Below are 20413 nucleotides of genomic sequence, written 5' to 3' on the forward strand. Positions count from 1 at the left end.
CCTTGGATTCGGATCGTGCGACACGTCCCCGCGCTGGGGTCGGGGAGTTTCAACGATGTGTGGGTTGGTCGGTTATGCCGGTTTCGCGGGCCACGTGCCCCAGGACACCGAAGACACCTCGCTCAAAGAGATGACCGAGACCCTGGCGTGCCGAGGGCCGGACGCCGCTGCCGTGTGGGCCGAGGGGGTGGCCGGTCTGGGACACACCCGGCTGGCCACCGTGGACCTGGTCGGCGGCCGACAGCCCATGATCCTGGCTCGCGACGGGCGCACGGTGTTGGCGGTGGCATTCACCGGCGAGGTCTACAACCACGCCCGGCTGCGGTCTGAACTGACCGCCCTGGGACACCGGTTCACCACCCGCTGCGACAGCGAGGTCGTGCTGCACGCGATCGACGCCTGGGGCGAGGGGGCACCCGCACGGCTGGAGGGCATGTTCGCCTACGCCGCGTGGGAGCCGGGCCCGCGACGGCTGACGCTGGTGCGGGACCGGTTCGGGATCAAGCCCCTGTGCTACGCGCGAATCGGCGACGCGGTGGTGTTCGGCTCCGAGCCCAAGGCAGTGCTGGCGCACCCGGCGGTGACCGCGCGGCTGGACCTGGACGGACTGCGGGAGCTGCTGCTGTCCGCCCACCCGATGACCAAAACACCCGGGCGCAGTGCCTTCGCGGGGCTGAACGAGGTCGCCCCGGCCACCGCGGTCACCATGACTCCCGAGGGTGTGCACGCCCGCCGCTACTGGACGTTGACCCCGGTCGAGCACCGCGACGGCCTGCCCGCCACGGTGGCGCGGGTACGGCAGTTGCTGGAGGAGGCCGTCACCGGGCAACTGGCGGCCGACGTGCCGGTGAGCGTCCTGTTGTCCGGCGGTCTGGACTCCAGCGTGATCGCCGCGCTGGCCCGCCCCGCGGCCGGGACCCTGCACACCCTGTCGGTGGACCTCGGCAATCAGGCATCCGACCGGGACGCCATGGGGCGCGACCCGGACGGCCCCTACGCCGAGTTGATGGTGCGCCACCTGGGCAGCTCACACCGCCGGGTACCACTGGACGCCGATGCGCTCGCCGACCCGGTCCGGCGCGCCCGGGTCGGTCACCTGCGCGACGGGCTGACGCTCGGGGACTTCGACACCTCGCTGCTCCAGCTGTACCGGGCGGTGCGCGAGGACTTCCCGGTCACCCTGGCCGGGGACGGGGCCGATGAACTCTTCGGCGGCTACCGCTGGTTCACCCCCCAGGCCGCGGCGGCGGAATCCTTTCCCTGGGACAGCGTGCTGGACCGCGCGGACCTGACCCGGCTGCTCGACCCGGCCCTCACCGCCGCCCTGAACCTGCCCGCACACCGCGCCGAACTCCACCAGTCCGCCTGCACCGAGATCGAGCACCTACCCGGAACCACACCCGCAGAGGCCGCGCTGCGACGCGACAGCTACCTCAACCTCACCCGGTTCCTGCCCTGCCTGCTGGACCGCGCCGACCGCCTCAGCATGGGCGTCGGCCTGGAGGTCCGGGTGCCGTTCCTGGACCACCGCCTGGTCGAGTATGTCTTCAACACCCCCTGGAACATGAAGACCTTCGACGGCCGCGAGAAGGGCCTGCTGCGCGCCGCCGTCACCGACCTGCTCCCCGAACCGGTCCTGACCCGCCGCAAGAGCCCCTACCCCATGGTCCGCGACCCCGCCTACCGCGCGGCTCTCACCGCACAGGTCGACCGCCTCCTGACCAAGGCCGGCCCCGCCACCGACCTGCTGAACACTGCCGCCGTACGCAGCCTGCTCCTCGAACCCACCGGCACGGACCGCTTCCCCCGTGAGGGACTGGAACTCGTCCTGGACCTGGACAACTGGCTGCGCACCCACCGCCCCACCCTCCACCTCTGACCGCCCCCGTCGCCGAGACCGCACAGGACACCGACACCGTCATGCAGCACGCCGTGATCACCACAGCCGTCCGCACCCCCATCGGACGCGCCCACAAGGGCGTTCTGGCCGCCGTCCGTCCCGACGACCTGCTCGCCCGCACCCTCGCCGAAGCCCTGGCCCGCACCCCCGGCCTGGAACCGGGACAGGTGGCGGACCTGGTCGTGGGCTGCGCCCTGCCCGGCGGTGAACAGGGCTTCAACATCGCCCGGATCGCCGCCGTCCTGCTCGGCTGGGACCACGTACCCGGGGTGACCGTCAACCGCTTCTGCACCTCCTCACTGCAGGCGATCCGCATCGCCGCGCAAGCCGTGCGCTGCGGGGACGCCGACGTCGTCATCGCAGCCGGAGTCGAGTCACAGTCCCGTCTCGCCCACGGCAGTTCGGACACTTGGCCCGGCACCGAGAACCCCGCCTTCCACACCGCCGGGCAACGCACGATCCGGCGCTCACGAGCCGACGCGGGCCCCTGGAGCGACCCACGCGACCAGGGCGGGCACCCCGACCCCTACATCCCGGTGGGACTGGCCGCCGAGAACACCGCCGACCTGTACGGCATCACCCGCACCGACATGGACACCTACGCCGCCCGCTCCCACCACCTCACCCAACAAGCCCTCGACCAGGGCTTCCACTTCGGCGACATCGTCCCGATCAAGACCCCGGACGGCACCACCGCCACCACCGACGACTGCCCGCGCACGGGCGTCACCCAGCAGAGCCTCGCCGCCCTGCAGCCACGGTTCCGCCCCGACGGCAGGGTCACCGCAGGCAACAGCGCCCCGCTGTCCGACGGAGCCGCCGCGGTCGTCGTCATGTCCGAAACCTACGCCCACGCCCACGGCCACACCCCGCTCGCCCGCATCCTGGCCACCGCCGTCAGCGCGGGCACTCCCGAGACCGAGGGCCCGGTCCCCGTCGCCGCGACCCGAACCGTCCTGACCAGAGCAGGCCTGTCCCTGGCGGACGTCCACACCGTCGCCGGCAACGAACCCTTCGCCGCCCAGATCCTGGCCTACTGCACCGAACTCGGGCTGGAGCCCGAGCGCATGAACCCGCACGGCGGCTCGATCGCCCTCGGCGAGCCCTACGGCGCGGCCGGAGCCCGACTGACCACAACCGCCCTTGCCACCCTGCGCCACGACGACCTCAGCACAGCCCTGATCAGCCTCGTCGCCGCAGGCGGCCAGGGCATGGCCCTCCTCCTGGAACGCACCTCGTAGGCCCACCACCCCACACCAGCGACACCGCACCCGCAATCCGCATCACCCAACGAAAACACCGGCACCGGGCCCCATGGGTCGAGACAGCGAACCGCATCCGTGCTCACGGGACCAGCTCAGCTGAGATCTCCGGCAACCGGACGTCTCAGCTGAGCTGGTTGCCGCTGATCAACGCCGCACACTCGGACCAGATCACTTGCGACGGGACATCACGCTGAAGGGGAGAGCTGTTCGCGCACCCATTCGGGATCGGGGTTGGTGTGTGGCTGGCCCGCCACGACGACGGTGGGCACGGTCTCGTTGCCGTCGTTGGCTGCTCTCACCGCTGCGGCTCCTGCCGGGTCGCGCCAGATGTTGACCCAGTGCAACTGGCGGGCGCTGCGGCCCAGCCGGATGCGCAGTCGTATGCAGTACTTGCAGCCCGGCCGCCAGAAGACGACCGGTCGGCCGTCGACCGCGCTGCGGCGTTGTGCCTCCTGCGCACCGATCGACCTCGGGAAGATCAGGGGTGAGTTCACGCCGGCGAGCGCCAGGAACGCCAGCAGGAGTGCTGCGGCTGTGCCGGGGCTCCCCTTGAAGATCTGCCCAGCCGCGACAGCTGAGCCGCTGAGTACAAGCAGCATCGGCAAGGTCCAAGCGCGCATCATGGTGATGCAGGCTACCGATGAGTCGAAATGCTCCTCGAACTAGGCCGCTCACCTGGATGTTCGCCGGACGCTGAGGCGGCCTTCGTCTGATCATGTGTTCCGACCAAGGACACACGTGACCACGACGAAGGCCGTGAAGGTGAGTCTGCTGCCTGATCATGCTCCGGGGGAAGCGTTCGCGAAAGCGTCACGCTTCCGGGAGGACTTATTCGACTGCCTGACCGCGCGCAGGGACGAACTGTTCGACCTCACCGACGCGTTGCTGTGTGCGGACGGACCGGTCAGAGCTCCGGTGGACCTGACGCTGGTGGCCGAGCACCGGCGCGGGCACGGCGCGATGTACGACGCACTGAACAGCGGAAACGTGGACGTGCCCCGGCTGCGGCAGGTACTGGTGGGCCTGCCCATGCCGCACGCCGCCGACGGCCGCCTGGTCCTCGCCGTCGACATCAGCAACTGGCTCCGCCCCGACGCCCCGACCAGCGCGGACCGCCTGTTCTGCCACGTCTACGGCCGCAGCGGACGGTCCTCGGACCAGTTCATACCCGGCTGGCCGTACTCGTTCGTCGCCGCCCTGGAATTGGGCCGGACGTCCTGGTGCCAGCTCCTGGACGCCGTGCGTCTCGGTCCGGACGACGACGTCGCCGAGGTCACCGCCGCCCAGGTCCGCCGGGTGGTCGTCGATTTGATCGAGATGGGCCGCTGGCACCTCGGCGACCGCGACATCCTGATCGTCTTCGACGCCGGCTACGACGCCCCGCGCATGGCCCACCTCATCGACGGCCTCCCGGTCGAGGTGCTGGGACGGATGCGCTCCGACCGCGTCATGCGACGGCCGACGCCCTCGCTCAAGGAGTACGCCATGTCCTATCCCCAGGGCGGCGCCCGCCGAAGCACGGCAAGGAGTTCCGCTTCGCCAAGCCGGAGACCTGGGGCGATCCGGACGCGGCGACGGTGCAGGTCACCGATCGGTACGGCACCGCCCGCGCGATGGCCTGGGACCGCATCCACTCCCGCCTGACCACCCGCTCCGCGTGGATCGACCACACCGGCGAACCCCCCATCATCGAAGGCACGCTGATTCGCCTCCAGGTCGACCGCCTCCCCGGCGGCGGAGACCCGCTGCCCCTCTGGCTGTGGTCGTCGGCCACCGGACTGAGTGGCGGGGACGTCGACGTCCGCTGGCAGGCGTTCCTGCGCAGGTTCGACATCGAGCACACCTTCCGGCTGATGAAGCAGACCCTCGGCTGGACCCGGCCCAAGCTCCGCACCCCCGAGGCCGGAGACCGCTGGACGTGGCTGATCATCGCCGCCCACACCCAGCTCCGGCTCACCCGCGAAGCCGTGGCGGATCTCCGCCGCCCCTGGGAGAGGCCGGCCGAGCCCGCACGGCTCACCCCGGCCCGTGTCCGCCGGGGGTTTCGGAACCTCCGCCCGCACCTTGCCTGTCCGGCCCGTGCACCGAAACCCTCAACACCTGGGCCAGGAAGGCCACTTGGCTCCAAAAATCGCCGACCCGCGATCCGCTATGGCGTCGGGAAAACGACCAGACGCCCCGAGAGCATCATCGAGCGCGACGGCCTCAGAGGTTAAAAGACAAGCTAAGCACGGATCTCATCCATGACATCCCACAGGCGCTGTGGCCCGCTTTGGCGCACGGTCGGTTGTTCATTGCCATGGGCCGTCACCCTCGCCCATGAGCCGTCTTCATGGGCTAGCCACGTGGTTCGCCTTAAGTCAAGCAAACACGTCCTTGGCGCAGGGGTTCCACTGAGCGGGACGTGATCCGGGCGACAGGCCACACATCTGCTTTCCTGCGCACCTCGCGCATTGTACCGACCGTTAGGTCTATCTTTCCGGCAGCCGCTCCACGGGAAGGCACCCCATGTCACAGACCCGAACCACCGCTCCCCCCACCCAAGAGAGATCCCCCTCCACCACACGCAACGTACTCGTCGTCATCGCACTCGTGTGGACCGTCCAACTCGTCGCCCTCATGGCCGCCCTGTCCGGCATCGTCCAGGCCGACGTCGCGATCCACTTCCGGACCACGGAAATCGCGTGGTTCACCCTGATGACCCTGCTGACGGGCACCTTCTTCCTGCCGTTCGCGGTCAAGGCCGCGGCCCTCTTCGGCAAGAAGAAGGTGCTGCTCGTCGCCACCGGGCTGGGCTTCATCGGCGACCTGGTCGCCGCCGTCGCCACCGACTACCGCACGCTGCTGATCGGGCGGGGCATCGCGGGCATCTACGCCGCCACCGCGCCGCTCGCCTACGCGATCACCCGCGACGTGTTCCCCCGCCGCTGGGTCGGGATCGCCAGCGGCATCCTCGCGGGCGGCGTCGGACTCGTCGCCTTCGGCGGGCCGTTCCTGTCCGGCTGGCTCCTGGACGACTACGGCTTCCGCGGCGTGCTGTGGTTCATGGCCATCAGCACCGCCGCGAGCTTCGTCCTGGTGGCGGCCTTCGTGCCCGAAAGCCCGGTCCGCACGGGGGGCGGCCGGATGGACTGGCTCGGCGGAATCCTCCTCGGCGGCGGCATCACGGCGCTCGTGTACGCCGTCGGCCAGGGCTCGCACTGGGGCTGGGGTAGTGGCAAGTTCGCCAGTTATGTCGCCGGGGCGCTGGTCGCGCTGATCGCCTTCGTCCTCGTCGAGCGCCGGGTCGCCGAGCCGCTGTTTCCGCCGGCCATGACACGGCGCCGCCCGGTGTGGACCGTTCTGCTGGCCACCTCCATCGCGGCCGGTTCGCTCAGCGCCGTCGGCGTCGTGATCCAGCTGCTGATCCTGATGCCCGCCATCCCCCACGTCTCCGAGGGCCTGGGCTGGTCCGGCACCCACAACGCCATCGTCACCAGCCCCATCAGCGCGATGATTCTCGTGGCGGCCGTCGGCACCGGCTTCCTCGCCCGCCGGACGGATGCCCGCATCCTCCTGGGCACCGGCTCCGCGCTCACCGTGCTCGGCTACGGCATCGGCACCCAACTGCACCACAGCGCACCCCAGATCGTGGGCATGGGCCTCATCGCTGGGCTCGGCACGGGCATGGTCATGGCCGTCGTACCCATCATGATCATCGAGGTGGTCACCCCCGAGGAGCAGGCGCTGGCCAACGGCGCCCAGACCCTCGGCCAGGGCGTCGCGCAGATCGCCGTCTCTCAGCTGGCCTTCGTCGTGATGGCCCAGCACGGCGCGATCCTGAAGGGCACCCAGTTCTACCTCGACGCCGGCTTCACCAACGGCCTGTGGCTGGTGGTCGGTTGCTGCACCGTGGGCGCGCTGCTCGTCCTCCTCATCCCCAGGAGCAAGCGCCTTGACGAGGCGGAGGTCGGTCAGGCGGCCTGACCGCACGGCTTTGTGGCCCGCCCGTCGGCTCATACCGGCGCGGCGGGCCCTGGCACGCACTCCCCCGGAAGCCCGCTCCCCCGCCCCTGGTTTGCGTGGCACAGCGCGAGGGGCCGGGCAGTCCGCGCCCGGCCCCTCGGCCACACCCTCCACACCGCGACCGGCGCGGCGGCACGCCCCCTCGCCGTGTCGCCGCCCGCCCGCCTACGAGTCCGCGCTCGGCGCGAACTGGTGCTGCAGGAACGCGCCAGACCAGGCCATCAGGTCCGACGGCACGTAGTAGCCCTTCTCGTCGTTGATGGCGTCCCAGTTCCCCGCCACGTCCTCCACGGTCGCAGAACCGCTCTGGTGCACGTACCCCTCGGTCGAGCCGATGAAGAGACGGGCGAAGCGGCCGGCGCCGGCCGTGTAGATCTCGCCGCTGACCGGGCAGCTCTCGTGGGCGAGGTACGCCACCATCGGCGCCACCGCGTCCGACGGCATGTACGGCTGACCGGGGACCGCCTCCGTGGGCTCCTCCTCGGAGCCGCCGCCCATCCGGGTCATGGCCGCCGGCGCGATCAGGTTGACCTTGATGTTGTGCGGCTCGCCCGCCAGCTTCGCGCTGCGGGCGAGTCCGATCGTGCCGCCCTTGGCGGCCGCGTAGGACAGGTTGTTGGGCAGTCCGAAGACGCCGCTCGAAGTCGTCAGGACGACCCGGCCGTAGTTCTGCTCCACGAAGTGCGGCCAGGCGGCCCGCAGCGTGTTGAACGAACCGACGAGGTGTACGGCGAGATGGCGCTCCAGGTTCTGCGCGTCGACCTCCGGCAGACCTGCCCACCGGATGATCCCGGCGTTGTTGACGAGGATGTCGACGCGCCCGAAGTGCTCGATCGCGGTGTTGATGATCGCCTCGCCGCCGGCCGGCGTGGAGACGTCGTGGGTGTCCGCGACGGCCTCGCCACCGGCCGCGGTGATCTCGTCGACGACCTTCTGGGCGGGTCCGGCGTCCGAGCCGTCGCCCTCCATGGATCCGCCCAGGTCGTTGACGACGACCTTCGCCCCTTGCGCCGCCAGGAGGCGGGCATGGGCCCGGCCGATCCCCCGGCCCGCGCCGGTGACGACGGCGACGCGTCCTTCGAAGCTGAACTCGCTCATGCCTGACTCCTTTGTCCTGCGGATACGGCCGCGGGTCCCACCCGTACGGGAGGGACCCGCGGATCGATGGAAGGGCGGCCGGCTACCAGGTGACCGGCAGCTCGGCGATGCCGAAGGCCAGCGCGTCGGCCGGACGGAACGCGAGTTCGTCGCGGTCGACGGCGAGGCGGAGAGTCGGGACGCGCCGGTAGAGGGTGCCGTAGACGACCTGGAGCTCGATACGGGCGAGCTGCTGGCCCAGGCACTGGTGGATGCCCCAGCCGAAGGCGTGGTGGTGGGTCGCCTTGCGGGTGAGGTCGAGCTTCTCGGGCTCGGGGAACGCCGTGGGGTCCCAGTTGCCGGCGGGCAGCGGGACGACGATGCCGTCCCCCGCCTTGATCTGCACGCCCTCGAACTCGAAGTCCTCCTTGGCGATCCGCCGCTGCCCGAACTGGGCGACGGTCAGATAGCGCAGGAGCTCCTCGACCGCGGGCGCGACGGCCTTCGTGTCGTCGATCTCGCGCAGCGCCGCCAGCTGGTCGGGGTTCTCCAGCAGCAGCGCAGTGCCCACCGTGATCATGGTCGCGCTGGTCTCGTGACCGGCGATCAGCAGGATCATGGCCAGCAGGGTGGCCTCGGGGAGGGTGAGGTCGCCGTCCTTGACCCGGGCGGCGAAGTCGGAGAGCACATCGTCTCCGGGCGTCTGCATCTTGACCTGGATCAGCTGGGCCAGGTAGCCGCCGAGGGCCTCGCTCGCCCGCCGGTCGTCCTCCGCCGACTTGTCGCTCCGGGTGGCGAAGGAGGCGTGCTCCTGGAAGAAGTCGTGGTCCTCGTACGGCACACCGAGCAGCGCGCAGATCATCAGCGAGGGCAGCGGCAGGGCGAGCGCGGTCACCAAGTCCGTCGGGTTCGGGCCGGCGAGCATCTTGTCGATCAGCTCGTCGGTGAACTGCTGGATCTTCGGCCGCAGCGCCTCCATCCGAGGACGGGTGAAGGGCCGGGTCATCATGCGGCGGATGCGCGTGTGATCGGCGCCGTCCGCGTTGAAGATCGTGAGCGGGTGGTGCTGGACGTTCTCCGCCATGGCCTGGTTCGGAAGCGGGAAGCCGGGCTGTTTGTCGTCCGAACTCACCCGGGGATCGGACAGGATGGCGCGCTGCGCGGCGTGGCCGGTGACGAGCCACGGGGTGCTGCCGTCCCAGATCCGGCCCCGGGTCATCGGGGCCTTCTCGTTCAGGGCGCGCAGCCCCGGCGCCGGGGCGAAGGGGCACTTGGGGTCCCGGTCGTCCTGGTAGTAGTAGACCTGCTCGTCGGGGGCGAGCTGCGTCTCGGCCATGGTTTCCTCCAGTGATGGGGGTGTGGGGGGAACGGGGCAAGCTGGGGCGGTGCTATTCCTCGATGCGGATGGCCAGCGCCGGGCACACGGCGGCGGCGTTGCGGACGTCGTCGGCCAGCTCCGCCGGCGGGTTCTCGTCGAGGACGATGACGATGCCGTCCTCCTCGCGCTGGTCGAACACGTCCATGGCGGCCGACACGCACTGTCCGGCGGCGACGCACTTGTCCTCGTCGACAACAACCTTCATGGGAGTTCTCCGATCGTTCAGTGGGTGGGGGTGGGAGCCTGCAGCCCGTCGACGACCGACTGGCGCAGAAGGCGGGCCTGCTTGGGCATGTTCCAGCCGAGAACGCCGGTGACCCGGCCCTCGCTGTGGTACCGGGCGACGAAGCGACGGGCCGTCAGGTCGCCCTCGACGACGTCCACTTCGGCGTCCACGGGCAGGAAGCCGTGCACCTGGATCTTGGCGTCGTACTGGTCGGTCCAGAAGTACGGAACCGGCGTGTACGGCTGGTCGCCGCCGAGGATGTCGGCGGCGACCGCCATGGCCTGCTCGGTTGCATTGGTCCGGTTCTCCAGGCGGAGGAGCCGGCCCAGGTGCTCGTGGTGCCAGCGGGCCACGTCGCCCACGGCGTAGATGCCCTCCCCGGCACGGCAACGGGAGTCGCAGACCACTCCGTTGTCGAGTTCGAGGCCGCTGTCCGCCAGCCACTCGGTGGCCGGGACGGCGCCGATGGCGACGACCACGACGTCGGCCGGCAGCTCCTCGCCCGTGAGCAGCCGTACGCCCGTGACCCGGCCCGCCTCGGAGGTGAACCCCCCGACGCCGGCGCCCAGCCTCAGCCGTACGCCACGTTCGCTGTGCAGTTCGCCGAGCACTCCCGACACCAGCGGGCCCACCTGGAGGGCCATCGGCGCCTCGAGCGGACCGGTGAGGGTGACGTCCAGGCCGAGGGTGCGGGCGGTGGCCGCGATCTCGGAACCGAGGACGCCCTCTCCGACGACCACGACGCCGGAGGCGCCGAGCAGTTCCTTGCGCAGGGCCAGGGAGTCGTCGAGGGTGCGCAGGACGTGCACGCCGGACAGGCCCTCCTGGCCGGGCAGGGCGCGTGGCCGTACGCCCGTGGCGATCACGATCGCGTCGGCCTGCAGCTCGCGCCCGGATCCGGTGCGTACCGTGCGGGTCGCGGTGTCCAGGGAGACGGCCGGGTCGCCGAGGACGAACTCGGCGTCCAGGCCGTCGAGCACGTCCTGCGTGCGCAGGGCGGCACGGTCCGGCTCCCAGGCTCCGCAGAGCACCTGCTTGGACAGCGGCGGGCGGTCGTAAGGGGCGTGCGGCTCGTCCCCGAGGATCCGGATCCGGCCTGCGTAGCCCTTGCGCCGCAGCGCTTCCGCGGTGGTCAGACCGGACGCGGATGCGCCCACCACCAGGACGTGATCGATCGTCATGCGTGCTCCGTTACAGCTGTGGGGGCGCCGTACTCGTAGGGAATAAAAAATAGACCGACTGGTCTAAGACATCAATCGATGTCGGGAAAGCGCCTGACTGCCGTCAGGAAAGAGTCAGGAAGGCTCCCGCACCCACCTCACGCCAGGTAGCGCCCGCCGTTGGTGCTGAGCGTCTGACCGGTCACATAGCTCGCCTCCTCGGAGGCGAGGTACGCCACTGCATAGGCGACGTCTTCGGGCTGCCCGGCGCGCTTCATCGGCATGTGGGCCGCGACCGCCTCCACGTCGACGGGACCCTGGCGCACCAGTGGCGTGTCGATGAAGCCGGGCGGGACGTGGTTCACGGTGATGCCCTTGTCGGCGTACTCGATCGCCAGCGCCCGGGTCAGGCCGATGACACCGCCCTTGGAGGCCGCGTAGTGGGCCATGGCCGGTGCGCCGGTCTGGGCCGACGACGAGGAGATGTTGACGATCCGGCCCCAGCCCGCCTCGAGCATGTCGGGGACCAGTTCCCGGGTGACCAGGAAGGGGCCCTTGAGGTTGATCCCGATCATGCGGTCCCAGGACGCCTCACTGATGTTGGTGAAGGGTTCGTAGGCGGTCGTCCCGGCGTTGTTGACCAGGATCGTGACCGGCCCGAACTCCTCGCGTGTGCGCGCGGCGGACCGGGCCACGGCGGCGGCATCGGCGGCGTCACCGCCCACCGCGAGGGCCCTGCCGCCCGCCGCCTGGATCTCGGCGACGGTCTTCTCGGCGCCCTCGGTGTTCAGGTCCCAGACCGCCACGGCGGCCCCCTTGGCGGCGAGCACGGTCGCGATCCCGCGTCCGATTCCCCGCGCGCCGCCGGTGACGACCGCGACCTTTCCCTGCAGTGACATGTGTACTCCTCGGCTCTTTCGATGTGGGGTGGCGGTGGCTGACGCCCCGGCCGGTGGCCGCGTCAGCCCTCCAGCGCCTCGCGTGCGGCGGTGCGCGCGGCGACCGCCCGGGGGAACCCGGTGTAGCCGCTGGCGTGGTAGATGACCTCGGCGATCTCGTCCTCGGTCAGCCCGTTCGTCAGCGCGATGCGGACGTGGGTCTTCAGCTCGGTCTCCGCCCCGAGGGCGATGAGGATGCCGAGCGTGACCAGGCTGCGATCGCGCGGGGCGAGGCCCGCACGCCCCCACAGCGCCCCCCAGACACTGGTGAGGCCGATGTCGACGAGTTCCTCCCCGAGGCGACCGTCCCGCAGGTCGACTTCCTCCTCGGGGAACACGCCCGGCAGGGCGGCCCGCATGGCCTTCCAGCCCGAGGCCCGCAGATCGGTTGTTTCTTCGACGGTCTTGTCGCTCATGACTGACTCCCGTTGCGCGGCTTCGCGTCCCTGAGCGAAAGTTAGACCAAACGGTCGGTACAATCAATCTCCCGGGCGAGATTCACATCCATTGAAGGAATCCGGCCCCTCCTCTACTCTCAGCCTCATTATTCGACTGACCGGTCGAAACATCAATCCAGGCTCACGCGGGAGAGCACATGAGCGAAACCACGAAGACGGACCCGGCGGACCAGGGCCTCGTTGACGTACTGGTCATCGGAGCCGGCGTCACCGGCATCTACCAGCTCTACCGGGCCCAGGAGGCCGGGTTCTCGGTGAAGCTGCTCGAAGCGGGCAGCGGTGTGGGCGGCACCTGGTACTGGAACCGCTACCCGGAGGCGCGCTTCGACTCCGAGAGCTACACCTACGGCTACCTGTTCTCCAAGGAGCTGTGGGAGGAGTGGGAGTGGTCGGAGCGCTTCGCCGGCCAGCCGGAGATCGAGCGCTACTTCAACCACGTGGTCGACCGGTTCGACCTGCGGCGCCACATCTCGTTCGGCGCGAGGGTGGCCTCGGCGGCCTGGGACGAGACGACCGGAACCTGGACCGTGCGCACCACAGCCGGCACCGAGGTCCGGGCACGGTTCGTCGTCGCGGCGACCGGCAACCTCTCGGTACCGTTCATCCCGGGCATCCCGGGCCGCGAGGACTTCCGCGGCGAGCAGCACCACACCTCCCGCTGGCCGAAGACCCCCGTCGACTTCACCGGCAAGCGGGTGGCCCAGATCGGCACCGGCTCCAGCGGTGTGCAGATCATTTCCGCGATCGCGGACGACGTGGCCCAGCTGACCGTCTTCCAGAAGGACGCCGACTGGCTCACGCCGCTCAACAACGGGCCGATCACGCCCGAGGAGCAGGCGGAGCTCAAGGCGAACTTCGAGTCCATCCGCGAGACGCTGAACACCTCGCCGAGCGGGTTCCTCCACCAGATCGTCATGCGTTCGGGCCTCGAGGACAGCCCGGAGGAACGCCAGGCCTTCTACGAGGAGCGGTGGAACGGCCCCGGCTTCACCAAGCTGACCGAGCACTACATGGACATGCTGTCGAACGAGACCGTGAACGCCGAGTGGTGCGCGTTCATGGCCGAGAAGATCCGCAGCATCGTCAAGGACCCGGCGACGGCGGACAAGCTGATCCCCAAGGCCCATGGCTACGGCGGGCGGCGGCCCCCCTTCGGGACCGGCTACTACGAGACGTTCAACAAGCCGAACGTCTCGCTCGTCGACATCAACGAGACGCCGATCACCCGCATCACCGAGGACGGGATCGAAACCTCCGCGGGTGCCGAGGAGTTCGACATCATCATCTGGGCGACCGGCTACGACTTCGGCACCGGCGCCCTCAACAGGCTCGGCGTGCAGGGGCGTCAGGGCCTCCCGCTGAAGGAGTACTGGTCGGACGGCCCGCGCACCTACCTCGGGGTGGCGACGGCCGGCTTCCCGAACTTCTTCTTCCCCGGCGGTCCGCACGGCGCGACGGGCAACAACCCTCGGTACGCCGGCGACCAGGTGGAGATCGTCACCGACGCGATCGTCCACGCGCGCGCCAACGGTTACGACACCATCGAGGTGTCCGAGGCCGCCGAGACGGAGTGGACGGACAGCATGAACAACAGCAAGATGTCCTCCTTCCTCGAGAGCAGCTACTTCTACGGCGGCAACATCCCAGGCAAGCCGGTCAAGCAGCTGCTGAACCCGACGGGCCGGTGGGCGCTCCAGGAGGCGATCGGCGCCGTCAAGCAGAACGAGTACGCGACGTTCGTCTTCTCCAAGGCCGAGGCCCCCGACGCCTGAACGCGCGGACGCCCGTGCCGCCCTGGACGTGGGCGGCACGGGCGTCGGTGTTCGGGCCGAGCGCTACGGCAGGAAGGACGTGACCCGCTTGCGGAACTTCCATGCGCCGTCCACGCGGACCAGCGTGTCCTCGTAGCTCCCGACGAGCTGTACGGCCCAGCCCTCCTCGCCGCGTGCGAAGAAGACCAGGCTGCTGCTGGCCGTCACCTCGTCGCCGGGCGGCGAGGTGAGGAGGGTGTTGCCGACCAGGTGCAACTGCGGGGCCTGCGGGACGAAGGCCGCGAACGCCTTGCCGATCGCCTCCCGGCCCTCGAAGGTGCCCTGCCCGACGATCTCGGCGACGCCGTTCTCGGTGAACAGCTCGGGGATCTCCTCGGTACGGCCCGCGTCGAGGGCGTGGGTGTAGGCGGCGATGGCGTTCTGTACGCCGGCCAGTGCTTCTTCGGCGGTTACGGTCATCGTTTCTCTCCTGAGGGGGTTGGATCAGGCCTGGAAGGTCGTCACGCGCCGCTGGAGCAGCCAGGTGCCGTCGACCCGGCGGAATGTGTCGTCGTAGTGCCCCACGACCTGCACCGTCCAGCCCGAGTCGCCGCGGTGGAAGAAGGCGACGTCGCTCGCCGCCGTCGCCTCGTCGGGCCCGAAGGAGGCGACGACCGTGTTGCCCACCAGGTGCAGTTGGGGCTGCGTGGGCTCCCACCCCTTGAAGGCGGCGCGCAGCGCGTCGTGTCCCTGGAGGGGTTCCATGCCCGGAAGCTCCAGGACCGCGTCGGGGGTGTACAGCGCGACAATGTCGTCGGTGCGGCCGGCGTCCTGAGCCTGGGTGTGCGCCCCGATCACGGCACGCACGCCCGCCGCGACCCACGCCTGTGTGGATTCGCTCATCACTTCTCCAAGAGGTAGACGTTTCGACCGCCCAGTCTATTACTCACTCTCAAGCAATAAGAAGACCCGTACCGAAACGTACAGGCTTGTTGACCACCCGGTACATTCGAAATAGCATGCGGACGACTGTCGACGGGGACTGTCGCCTAAGGAGGCGTTTATCGTGACGAAGCGTTGGAAGCAGCGGCCGCCTGGTTCGACGTGGGGGGATTTCGGTGAGGACGACGAGCTGGGGCGCATCAACCTGCTCACCCCCGAGAAGGTCCTGCAGGGCGTGCGGGAGGTCGAGCACGGCATCAGCTTCAGCCTGAGCCTGCCGCTGGACTATCCGGGCGGCACGTCGCTGAACCAGCGCCGCTACCCGCCGATCCTGCGCCCCACCGAGGACCTCCAGCACAAGCAGGACGTCTTCTACAACATCAAGGCCAGCGAGCACTTCTCACCCGACCTGATCGACGTATGGTCGGACGACGTGGTCACCCTGTGGCTGCAGTACTCCACCCAGTGGGACGCCCTCGCCCACCAGGGCGCCGAGTTCGACGCCGACGGCGACGGGGTCGCCGAGCCGGTCTACTACAACGGCTACCGGGCGGACACCGACCTCGTCGGCCCCGCCGAGGACGCCAAGGGCGACGGCAGCGGAAGCCTGAGCTTTGCCCGGCACCTCGGCCTGGAGCACATGGCGCAGCACGGGGTGCAGGGCCGCGGCGTACTGATCGACATCGCCCATCACCTGGGCACCGGCTACCAGCCGGTCAACTTCCAGCAGCTCCAGGAGATCATGGCGGCGGACGACGTCGTGGTCGAGCCGGGAGACATCCTCCTGCTGCACACGGGCTTCGCCACCCAGGTCCTCGCCTGGGAGAAGAACCCCGACCCGGTCGCCATCCACCAGACAGCGGCCTACCTCGACGCGGACGACCCGAAGCTGCTCGACTGGGTCGCCGAGTCGCAGATCTCCGCGATCGCCTCGGACAACTACGCGATCGAGGGCGTGGGCGTCACCCAGGCCCAGGGCCCGCACACGCTGCTCCCGCTCCATCACCTGTGCCTGTTCAAGCTGGGTGTGCCGATGGGTGAGCTGTGGTACCTCAACGACCTGGCCACCTGGCTGCGCGAGCACCGGCGCAGCCGCTTCCTGCTCACCGCTCCCCCGCTGAACCTGCCCGGCACCCAGGGCAGTCCGCTCACTCCGGTCGCGACCGTCTGACGCGGCGGCGACCGGCATCCGCCGCGGGCCACGGCTGGTCCTGCCGATATGGCCGGGTCGGCGGCGGATGGCAGAAGGGGGATGGCCCCGTGACTCGATCCCGGGGCCATCCCCTTTGCCGTGCGTACGTTCACACCGCCGCGATCCGCCGCAGCGTGTCGGCGATGGTGTCGCGCGACGGCAGCCACAGCCGTTCCAGCGACGGCGCGTACGGGGCGGGCATCGCCGGCGCCGCGACCCGGGTGACCGGCGCGTCCAGGTGCCAGAAGCCCTCGTCGACGGCGAGGGCGGCCAGTTCGGCGCCGACGCCGAAGTCCCGCACCGCCTCGTGCGCGATGACCAGGCGGTTGGTCTTGGCGAGGGAGGCGAGCACCGTCTCCCGGTCCAGGGGGGCGATCGTGCGCAGGTCGACGACCTCCACGCTGACGCCCTCCGTGGCGAGCAGCTCCGCGGCGGCCAGGGCGTCCTGGACCATCCGTGACCAGGAGACGAGCGTGATGTCGGTGCCCTCGCGGACGACCTTGGCCTTGCCCAGCGGGATCATGTGGTCGACCGGCGGCTTCGGGCCCTTGAGTCCGTACTGCAGCCGGTTCTCGATGAAGACGACCGGGTTGGGGTCCTGGATGGCCGCCCTCAACAGGCCATAGGTGTCGGCCGGGTTGGACGGCATCACCACGGTCAGCCCGGGGATGTGCGCGAGCATCGCCTCCAGGCTCTGCGAGTGCTGGCTGCCCGAGGAGCGCCCGGCGCCGAACTGGGTGCGCACCACCAGCGGCATCGAGGCCCGGCCGCCGGTCATGAAGCGCAGTTTGGCGGCCTGGTTGAGCAGCATGTCCAGGGCGACGCCGATGAAGTCCATGTACATGATCTCGACGACCGGTTTCATGCCGGCCATCGCCGCCCCCACGGCCGTACCGAGGATCGCGCTCTCGCTGATCGGCGTGTCACGGACCCGACCCGGGAACGCCTGGGCCAGACCCCGGGTGAGCCCGAAGACGTTGCCGCCCGCGCCGACATCGATACCGGCGACGAACACGGTGGGATCGGCGGCGAGTTCGTGCTCCAGCGCGAGCCTGACGGCGTCCATGGAGCGGAAGATCTCGCCGCCGGCGGCCGGGGCGGCCGGCTCCGGCAGGGCGGGGCGGGGCGCCGAGACGAAGTCATACAGGGTCTCGGGGGCGGGCTCGGGCAGGCTCCTGGCCCACTGCACGGCCGACTCGATCTCCTTGTCGATCTCCTCGTCGACCGCGTCGGCCTCCGCGGCCGGCACTCCGGCGGCCGCCAGGTACCGGCGCGCCACCAGCAGCGGGTCGCGCTCCTTGGCCGCGGCGACCTCCTCGGTACTGCGGTAGCGCTCGGGGTCGCCCTCGTAGTGGCCGTGCCAGCGGTAGGTCTCCGCCTCGACGAGGACCGGTCCGCCACCGGCGCGCAGCCGCGCCACCACGTCGGTCATCATCCCCGCCACCGCGAGCACGTCGTTGCCGTCGACGTGTGCGTACCCGATCCCGTAACCCGCCGCGCGGGCCGACAAGGTGGCCCGGTGCTGCTCGGCGGCGGGCGAGAACTCCGAGTAATGGTTGTTCTCGCACAGGAAGACGACCGGCAGGTCCCATACGGCGGCCAGGTTCACGGCCTCGTGGAACATGCCCTGGGCGACCGCGCCGTCTCCGAAGAACGCCACCACCACGTCACCGGCCTCGCGCAGTCTGGCCGCGGTCGCCACTCCTGCGGCGATGGGCAGTCCGGCGCCGACGATGCCGTTGGCGCCGTAGATCCCGAGACCGGGGTCGGCGATGTGCATCGAGCCGCCGCGGCCGTGGCACGTTCCGGCCTCCTTGCCCATCAGCTCGGCCATCATGGACGCCGAGTCCAGGCCCTTGGCCAGCACGTGGCCGTGGCCGCGGTGGGTGGAGGTGATGCCGTCCCGGGGGCCGAGGGGCCAGCAGGCGCCCACGGCACTGGCCTCCTGACCGATCGACAGATGGAGGAAGCCGGGGATTTCCGTCGCCTTGTACAGGTCGGAGGCCCGCTCTTCGAAACGCCGGATACGGCGCATCCGCCGGTACATCTCCAGGAGCTGATCCGCGTGCGTGGTTCCGTTTGTGGTCTGCTGTGGTGCCTCGGTCGTCATGCGCGTCCTCGCCTTGCTCGCGTGGCGGCACGCGAGCGCACCGCCTGACTCCTACTTTTAATGTACCGTCTGGTCTATCAAACTGTTCGTCGGCCGGGGAGAGACGAAATGCCCAGACCACCGGGCCACGGGCCGGACTACGAGGTCCGGCGGCAGAAGATCATCGACACGGCCGCCGAGCTGTTCGCCCGCCAGGGCTACGCGGCGACCTCCGTCAACGACCTGGGCCGGGCGGTGGGGCTCGCCAAGGGAGCGCTGTACTACTACATCGGCTCCAAGGAGAACCTGCTGATCGAGATCCAGTCCCGGGTGATGACCCCGCTGCTGTCCCGGGCCCGGGAGATCGCGGCCCTCGACGCGGATCCGCTGGTGCGGCTGCGGTTGCTGTCGGAGTCGCTGCTGACGATCATCCTGCGCAGGCTCGACCACATCTGGGTCTACGAGCACGACTACCGCAGTCTCACCGGCGACTACCTGCACACGCTGCTCGGCCAGCGCGCCGAGTTCGAGCGGCTGGTCAGAGGACTGCTCACGGAGGCCTTGGGACAGAGCCGCTTCCGTGCGATGCCGCCGCGGCTGGCCACCCTGCAGTTCCTGAACCTGCACAACCACACCTACCAGTGGGTGAAGCCGGACGGCCGCTGGGACGCGGCCCAGCTGTCGCGTGAGTACTGCGGCACCCTCCTGCGCGGTTTCGGCGCGCCGGGCGCCGCCCTGCCGGACGTGGAGGAGGAGGCGGACGCATTCAAGCGCGACCGCCCCGATCTGCCGCTCGACCCTGAAGCCGAGTGGCAGTCCGCCGAGGTCACCGGCTGACCGAGGGGCCCGCGGCGCACACCGCGGGCCCCTTCGCCTTTCATGCCTCCTTCACCAGCGCCCGGGCGATGACATCGCGCTGGATCTCGTTCGTGCCCTCGCCGATCTCGAGGATCTTGGCGTCGGCGTAGAACCGCGAGATCTCCGACTCGCGGACGTAGCCGTAGCCGCCGTGGATCTGCAGCGCGTGCGAGGCGGCCCGGTTGGCGACCTCGGAGGTGTACAGCTTCGCCATCGCGGCTTCCTTGCTGTACGGGCGGCCGTGGTCGGCGAGCCAGGCGGCGCGGTAGACCATCCAGCGGGCGGCCTCGAACTCGGTGCCGATGTCGGCGATCTTGTGCGCCACCGCCTGGAAGGACGACAGCGGCCGGCCGAACTGGTGGCGCTCCGTGGCGTGTTTGACGGCCAGCGCGAGCGCGGCCTTGGCCAGGGACAGGCCCAGGGCGGCGACGCTGATACGGCCCTTGTCGAGGACGGAGAGGAACTGGCGCAGCCCGCCTCCCTCGTCGCCGATGAGGTGGTCGTCGGAGATCCAGCAGTCGTCGAAGATCAACTCGCGGGTGTCCATGGCGTGCCAGCCGAGCTTCTTCAGCTTGGCCCCGCAGGTGTAGCCGGGGGTGCCGGTCGGGACGTAGAAGGTGGCGAACCGTTTCCGCCCGTCCTCGTTCCTGCCCGTGGTGGCCAGCAGCGTGACGCCCTGACTGATGTCGGTGCCGGCGTTGGTGATGAACATCTTCGTGCCGTTGATCACCCAGCCGCCGTCGCGCCGCTGTGCCGTGGTGGTGATGCCCGCGGCGTCGGAACCGGCACCGGGCTCGGTCAGGCCGAACGCGCCGATGGCCTCGCCCCGGGCCAGCGGGGCCAGCCAGCGCCGCTTCTGCTCCTCGGTGCCGTACGCCAGCAGCGGGAGGGTGGCGATGGTGGAGTGCGCGTTCCAGGAGGAGGCCACCGACTGGTCGGCGGCGCCGAGTTCCTCCATGACGGCGACGTAGGAGACGGTGTCGGAACCCGCGCCGTCGTACTCCTCGGGCACGAGCATGCCCATCAGGCCGAGTTCGCCGAGCTTGGTGAAGATGTGCGTCGGGAACTCCTCCTTCTCCGACCACTCGGCCGCGTTGGGGGTGATCTCCTTGGCGGCGAACTCGCGGACCATGTCCTGCAGGTCCCGCGTCTCCTCCGGCAGGTCGAAATCCAT

The 20413-nt window shown here is 69.9% G+C and carries 17 protein-coding genes and 1 pseudogene; 7 read left to right on the plus strand and 11 right to left on the minus strand.

The genetic code is table 11. The features are described 5' to 3' along the window. The first annotated feature begins 55 nt into the window (after positions 1-55). The gene (gene asnB, locus AB5J50_RS00910; RefSeq protein ID WP_369253943.1) at positions 56-1879 is read left to right on the plus strand and encodes an asparagine synthase (glutamine-hydrolyzing); all 1824 of its coding nucleotides are present in this window, start codon (positions 56-58) and stop codon (positions 1877-1879) included. A 41-nt stretch (positions 1880-1920) separates the two neighbouring features. Continuing rightward, positions 1921-3141, plus strand: coding sequence for an acetyl-CoA C-acyltransferase (locus tag AB5J50_RS00915; protein ID WP_369253945.1), 1221 nt, complete (start codon positions 1921-1923; stop codon positions 3139-3141). Positions 3142-3350: 209 nt separating this feature from the next. Here AB5J50_RS00915 and AB5J50_RS00920 read toward each other — a convergent pair whose 3' ends face one another. Further along, entirely contained in the window at positions 3351-3788 is a 438-nt protein-coding gene (locus AB5J50_RS00920) for a glutaredoxin domain-containing protein (protein WP_369253947.1), read from the minus strand. Positions 3789-3927: 139 nt separating this feature from the next. On the opposite strand from AB5J50_RS00920, the pseudogene AB5J50_RS00925 reads away from it, so the two are divergent. Together AB5J50_RS00925 and AB5J50_RS00930 are read left to right on the plus strand one after the other, a co-directional pair. Further along, positions 3928-5381 (plus strand): annotated as a pseudogene (locus tag AB5J50_RS00925) (NF041680 family putative transposase). 292 nt (positions 5382-5673) lie between these two features. After that, on the plus strand, positions 5674-7131 hold the full coding sequence (locus AB5J50_RS00930; RefSeq protein ID WP_369253949.1) for an MFS transporter: 1458 nt from the start codon (positions 5674-5676) through the stop codon (positions 7129-7131). Between the two features lie 204 nt (positions 7132-7335). Here AB5J50_RS00930 and AB5J50_RS00935 read toward each other — a convergent pair whose 3' ends face one another. From AB5J50_RS00935 to AB5J50_RS00960, 6 genes are all read right to left on the minus strand, one after another. Further along, positions 7336-8268 carry an SDR family NAD(P)-dependent oxidoreductase gene (locus AB5J50_RS00935; RefSeq protein WP_369253951.1) on the minus strand — a complete coding sequence of 311 codons (933 nt, stop codon included), beginning with the start codon at positions 8266-8268 and terminating at the stop codon, positions 7336-7338. An 82-nt stretch (positions 8269-8350) separates the two neighbouring features. Continuing rightward, entirely contained in the window at positions 8351-9583 is a 1233-nt protein-coding gene (locus AB5J50_RS00940) for a cytochrome P450 (protein ID WP_369253953.1), read from the minus strand. 52 nt (positions 9584-9635) lie between these two features. Further along, entirely contained in the window at positions 9636-9830 is a 195-nt protein-coding gene (locus tag AB5J50_RS00945) for a ferredoxin (protein WP_369253955.1), read from the minus strand. Positions 9831-9847: 17 nt separating this feature from the next. After that, a complete protein-coding gene (locus tag AB5J50_RS00950) occupies positions 9848-11032 on the minus strand; it encodes an NAD(P)/FAD-dependent oxidoreductase (protein WP_369253957.1) in 1185 nt (394 codons plus the stop codon). Positions 11033-11169: 137 nt separating this feature from the next. Continuing rightward, a complete protein-coding gene (locus AB5J50_RS00955; RefSeq protein WP_369253959.1) occupies positions 11170-11910 on the minus strand; it encodes an SDR family NAD(P)-dependent oxidoreductase in 741 nt (246 codons plus the stop codon). 62 nt (positions 11911-11972) lie between these two features. After that, entirely contained in the window at positions 11973-12365 is a 393-nt protein-coding gene (locus tag AB5J50_RS00960; protein ID WP_369253961.1) for a carboxymuconolactone decarboxylase family protein, read from the minus strand. Between the two features lie 179 nt (positions 12366-12544). Between AB5J50_RS00960 and AB5J50_RS00965 the strand changes: the two genes are divergently transcribed. Then, positions 12545-14179 carry a flavin-containing monooxygenase gene (locus tag AB5J50_RS00965; protein ID WP_369253963.1) on the plus strand — a complete coding sequence of 545 codons (1635 nt, stop codon included), beginning with the start codon at positions 12545-12547 and terminating at the stop codon, positions 14177-14179. A 63-nt stretch (positions 14180-14242) separates the two neighbouring features. Here the strand turns inward: AB5J50_RS00965 and AB5J50_RS00970 are convergent, their stop codons facing one another. Then, positions 14243-14638, minus strand: a complete 396-nt coding sequence (locus AB5J50_RS00970) for a nuclear transport factor 2 family protein (protein WP_369253965.1) — start codon at positions 14636-14638, stop codon at positions 14243-14245. Between the two features lie 24 nt (positions 14639-14662). Next, complete coding sequence (locus AB5J50_RS00975) at positions 14663-15061, minus strand: nuclear transport factor 2 family protein (RefSeq protein ID WP_369253967.1); 399 nt, start codon at positions 15059-15061, stop codon at positions 14663-14665. 163 nt (positions 15062-15224) lie between these two features. On the opposite strand from AB5J50_RS00975, the gene AB5J50_RS00980 reads away from it, so the two are divergent. Continuing rightward, positions 15225-16271, plus strand: a complete 1047-nt coding sequence (locus AB5J50_RS00980) for a cyclase family protein (protein WP_369253969.1) — start codon at positions 15225-15227, stop codon at positions 16269-16271. 130 nt (positions 16272-16401) lie between these two features. On the opposite strand, the gene AB5J50_RS00985 is transcribed toward AB5J50_RS00980, so the two are convergent. Continuing rightward, positions 16402-18402, minus strand: a complete 2001-nt coding sequence (locus AB5J50_RS00985) for a pyruvate dehydrogenase complex E1 component subunit beta (RefSeq protein ID WP_369253971.1) — start codon at positions 18400-18402, stop codon at positions 16402-16404. A gap of 108 nt (positions 18403-18510) precedes the next feature. Between AB5J50_RS00985 and AB5J50_RS00990 the strand changes: the two genes are divergently transcribed. After that, the gene (locus tag AB5J50_RS00990; protein WP_369253973.1) at positions 18511-19218 is read left to right on the plus strand and encodes a TetR/AcrR family transcriptional regulator; all 708 of its coding nucleotides are present in this window, start codon (positions 18511-18513) and stop codon (positions 19216-19218) included. 40 nt (positions 19219-19258) lie between these two features. Here the strand turns inward: AB5J50_RS00990 and AB5J50_RS00995 are convergent, their stop codons facing one another. Further along, a complete protein-coding gene (locus tag AB5J50_RS00995; RefSeq protein WP_369253975.1) occupies positions 19259-20413 on the minus strand; it encodes an acyl-CoA dehydrogenase family protein in 1155 nt (384 codons plus the stop codon).

This window comes from Streptomyces sp. R35 (genome assembly GCF_041053035.1).
In the GTDB taxonomy this organism is placed as follows: Bacteria; Actinomycetota; Actinomycetes; order Streptomycetales; family Streptomycetaceae; genus Streptomyces; species Streptomyces lutosisoli.

Coding starts and splice junctions, on each gene's coding strand:
- AB5J50_RS00960 (WP_369253961.1), bottom strand. CDS start 12,365: ATGAGCGACAAGACCGTCGAAGAAACAACCGATCTGCGGGCCTCGGGC.
- AB5J50_RS00930 (WP_369253949.1), top strand. CDS start 5,674: ATGTCACAGACCCGAACCACCGCTCCCCCCACCCAAGAGAGATCCCCC.
- AB5J50_RS00975 (WP_369253967.1), bottom strand. CDS start 15,061: ATGAGCGAATCCACACAGGCGTGGGTCGCGGCGGGCGTGCGTGCCGTG.
- AB5J50_RS00915 (WP_369253945.1), top strand. CDS start 1,921: ATGCAGCACGCCGTGATCACCACAGCCGTCCGCACCCCCATCGGACGC.
- AB5J50_RS00985 (WP_369253971.1), bottom strand. CDS start 18,402: ATGACGACCGAGGCACCACAGCAGACCACAAACGGAACCACGCACGCG.
- AB5J50_RS00965 (WP_369253963.1), top strand. CDS start 12,545: ATGAGCGAAACCACGAAGACGGACCCGGCGGACCAGGGCCTCGTTGAC.
- AB5J50_RS00945 (WP_369253955.1), bottom strand. CDS start 9,830: ATGAAGGTTGTTGTCGACGAGGACAAGTGCGTCGCCGCCGGACAGTGC.
- AB5J50_RS00920 (WP_369253947.1), bottom strand. CDS start 3,788: ATGATGCGCGCTTGGACCTTGCCGATGCTGCTTGTACTCAGCGGCTCA.
- AB5J50_RS00990 (WP_369253973.1), top strand. CDS start 18,511: ATGCCCAGACCACCGGGCCACGGGCCGGACTACGAGGTCCGGCGGCAG.
- AB5J50_RS00955 (WP_369253959.1), bottom strand. CDS start 11,910: ATGTCACTGCAGGGAAAGGTCGCGGTCGTCACCGGCGGCGCGCGGGGA.
- AB5J50_RS00995 (WP_369253975.1), bottom strand. CDS start 20,413: ATGGATTTCGACCTGCCGGAGGAGACGCGGGACCTGCAGGACATGGTC.
- AB5J50_RS00970 (WP_369253965.1), bottom strand. CDS start 14,638: ATGACCGTAACCGCCGAAGAAGCACTGGCCGGCGTACAGAACGCCATC.
- asnB (WP_369253943.1), top strand. CDS start 56: ATGTGTGGGTTGGTCGGTTATGCCGGTTTCGCGGGCCACGTGCCCCAG.
- AB5J50_RS00940 (WP_369253953.1), bottom strand. CDS start 9,583: ATGGCCGAGACGCAGCTCGCCCCCGACGAGCAGGTCTACTACTACCAG.
- AB5J50_RS00950 (WP_369253957.1), bottom strand. CDS start 11,032: ATGACGATCGATCACGTCCTGGTGGTGGGCGCATCCGCGTCCGGTCTG.
- AB5J50_RS00935 (WP_369253951.1), bottom strand. CDS start 8,268: ATGAGCGAGTTCAGCTTCGAAGGACGCGTCGCCGTCGTCACCGGCGCG.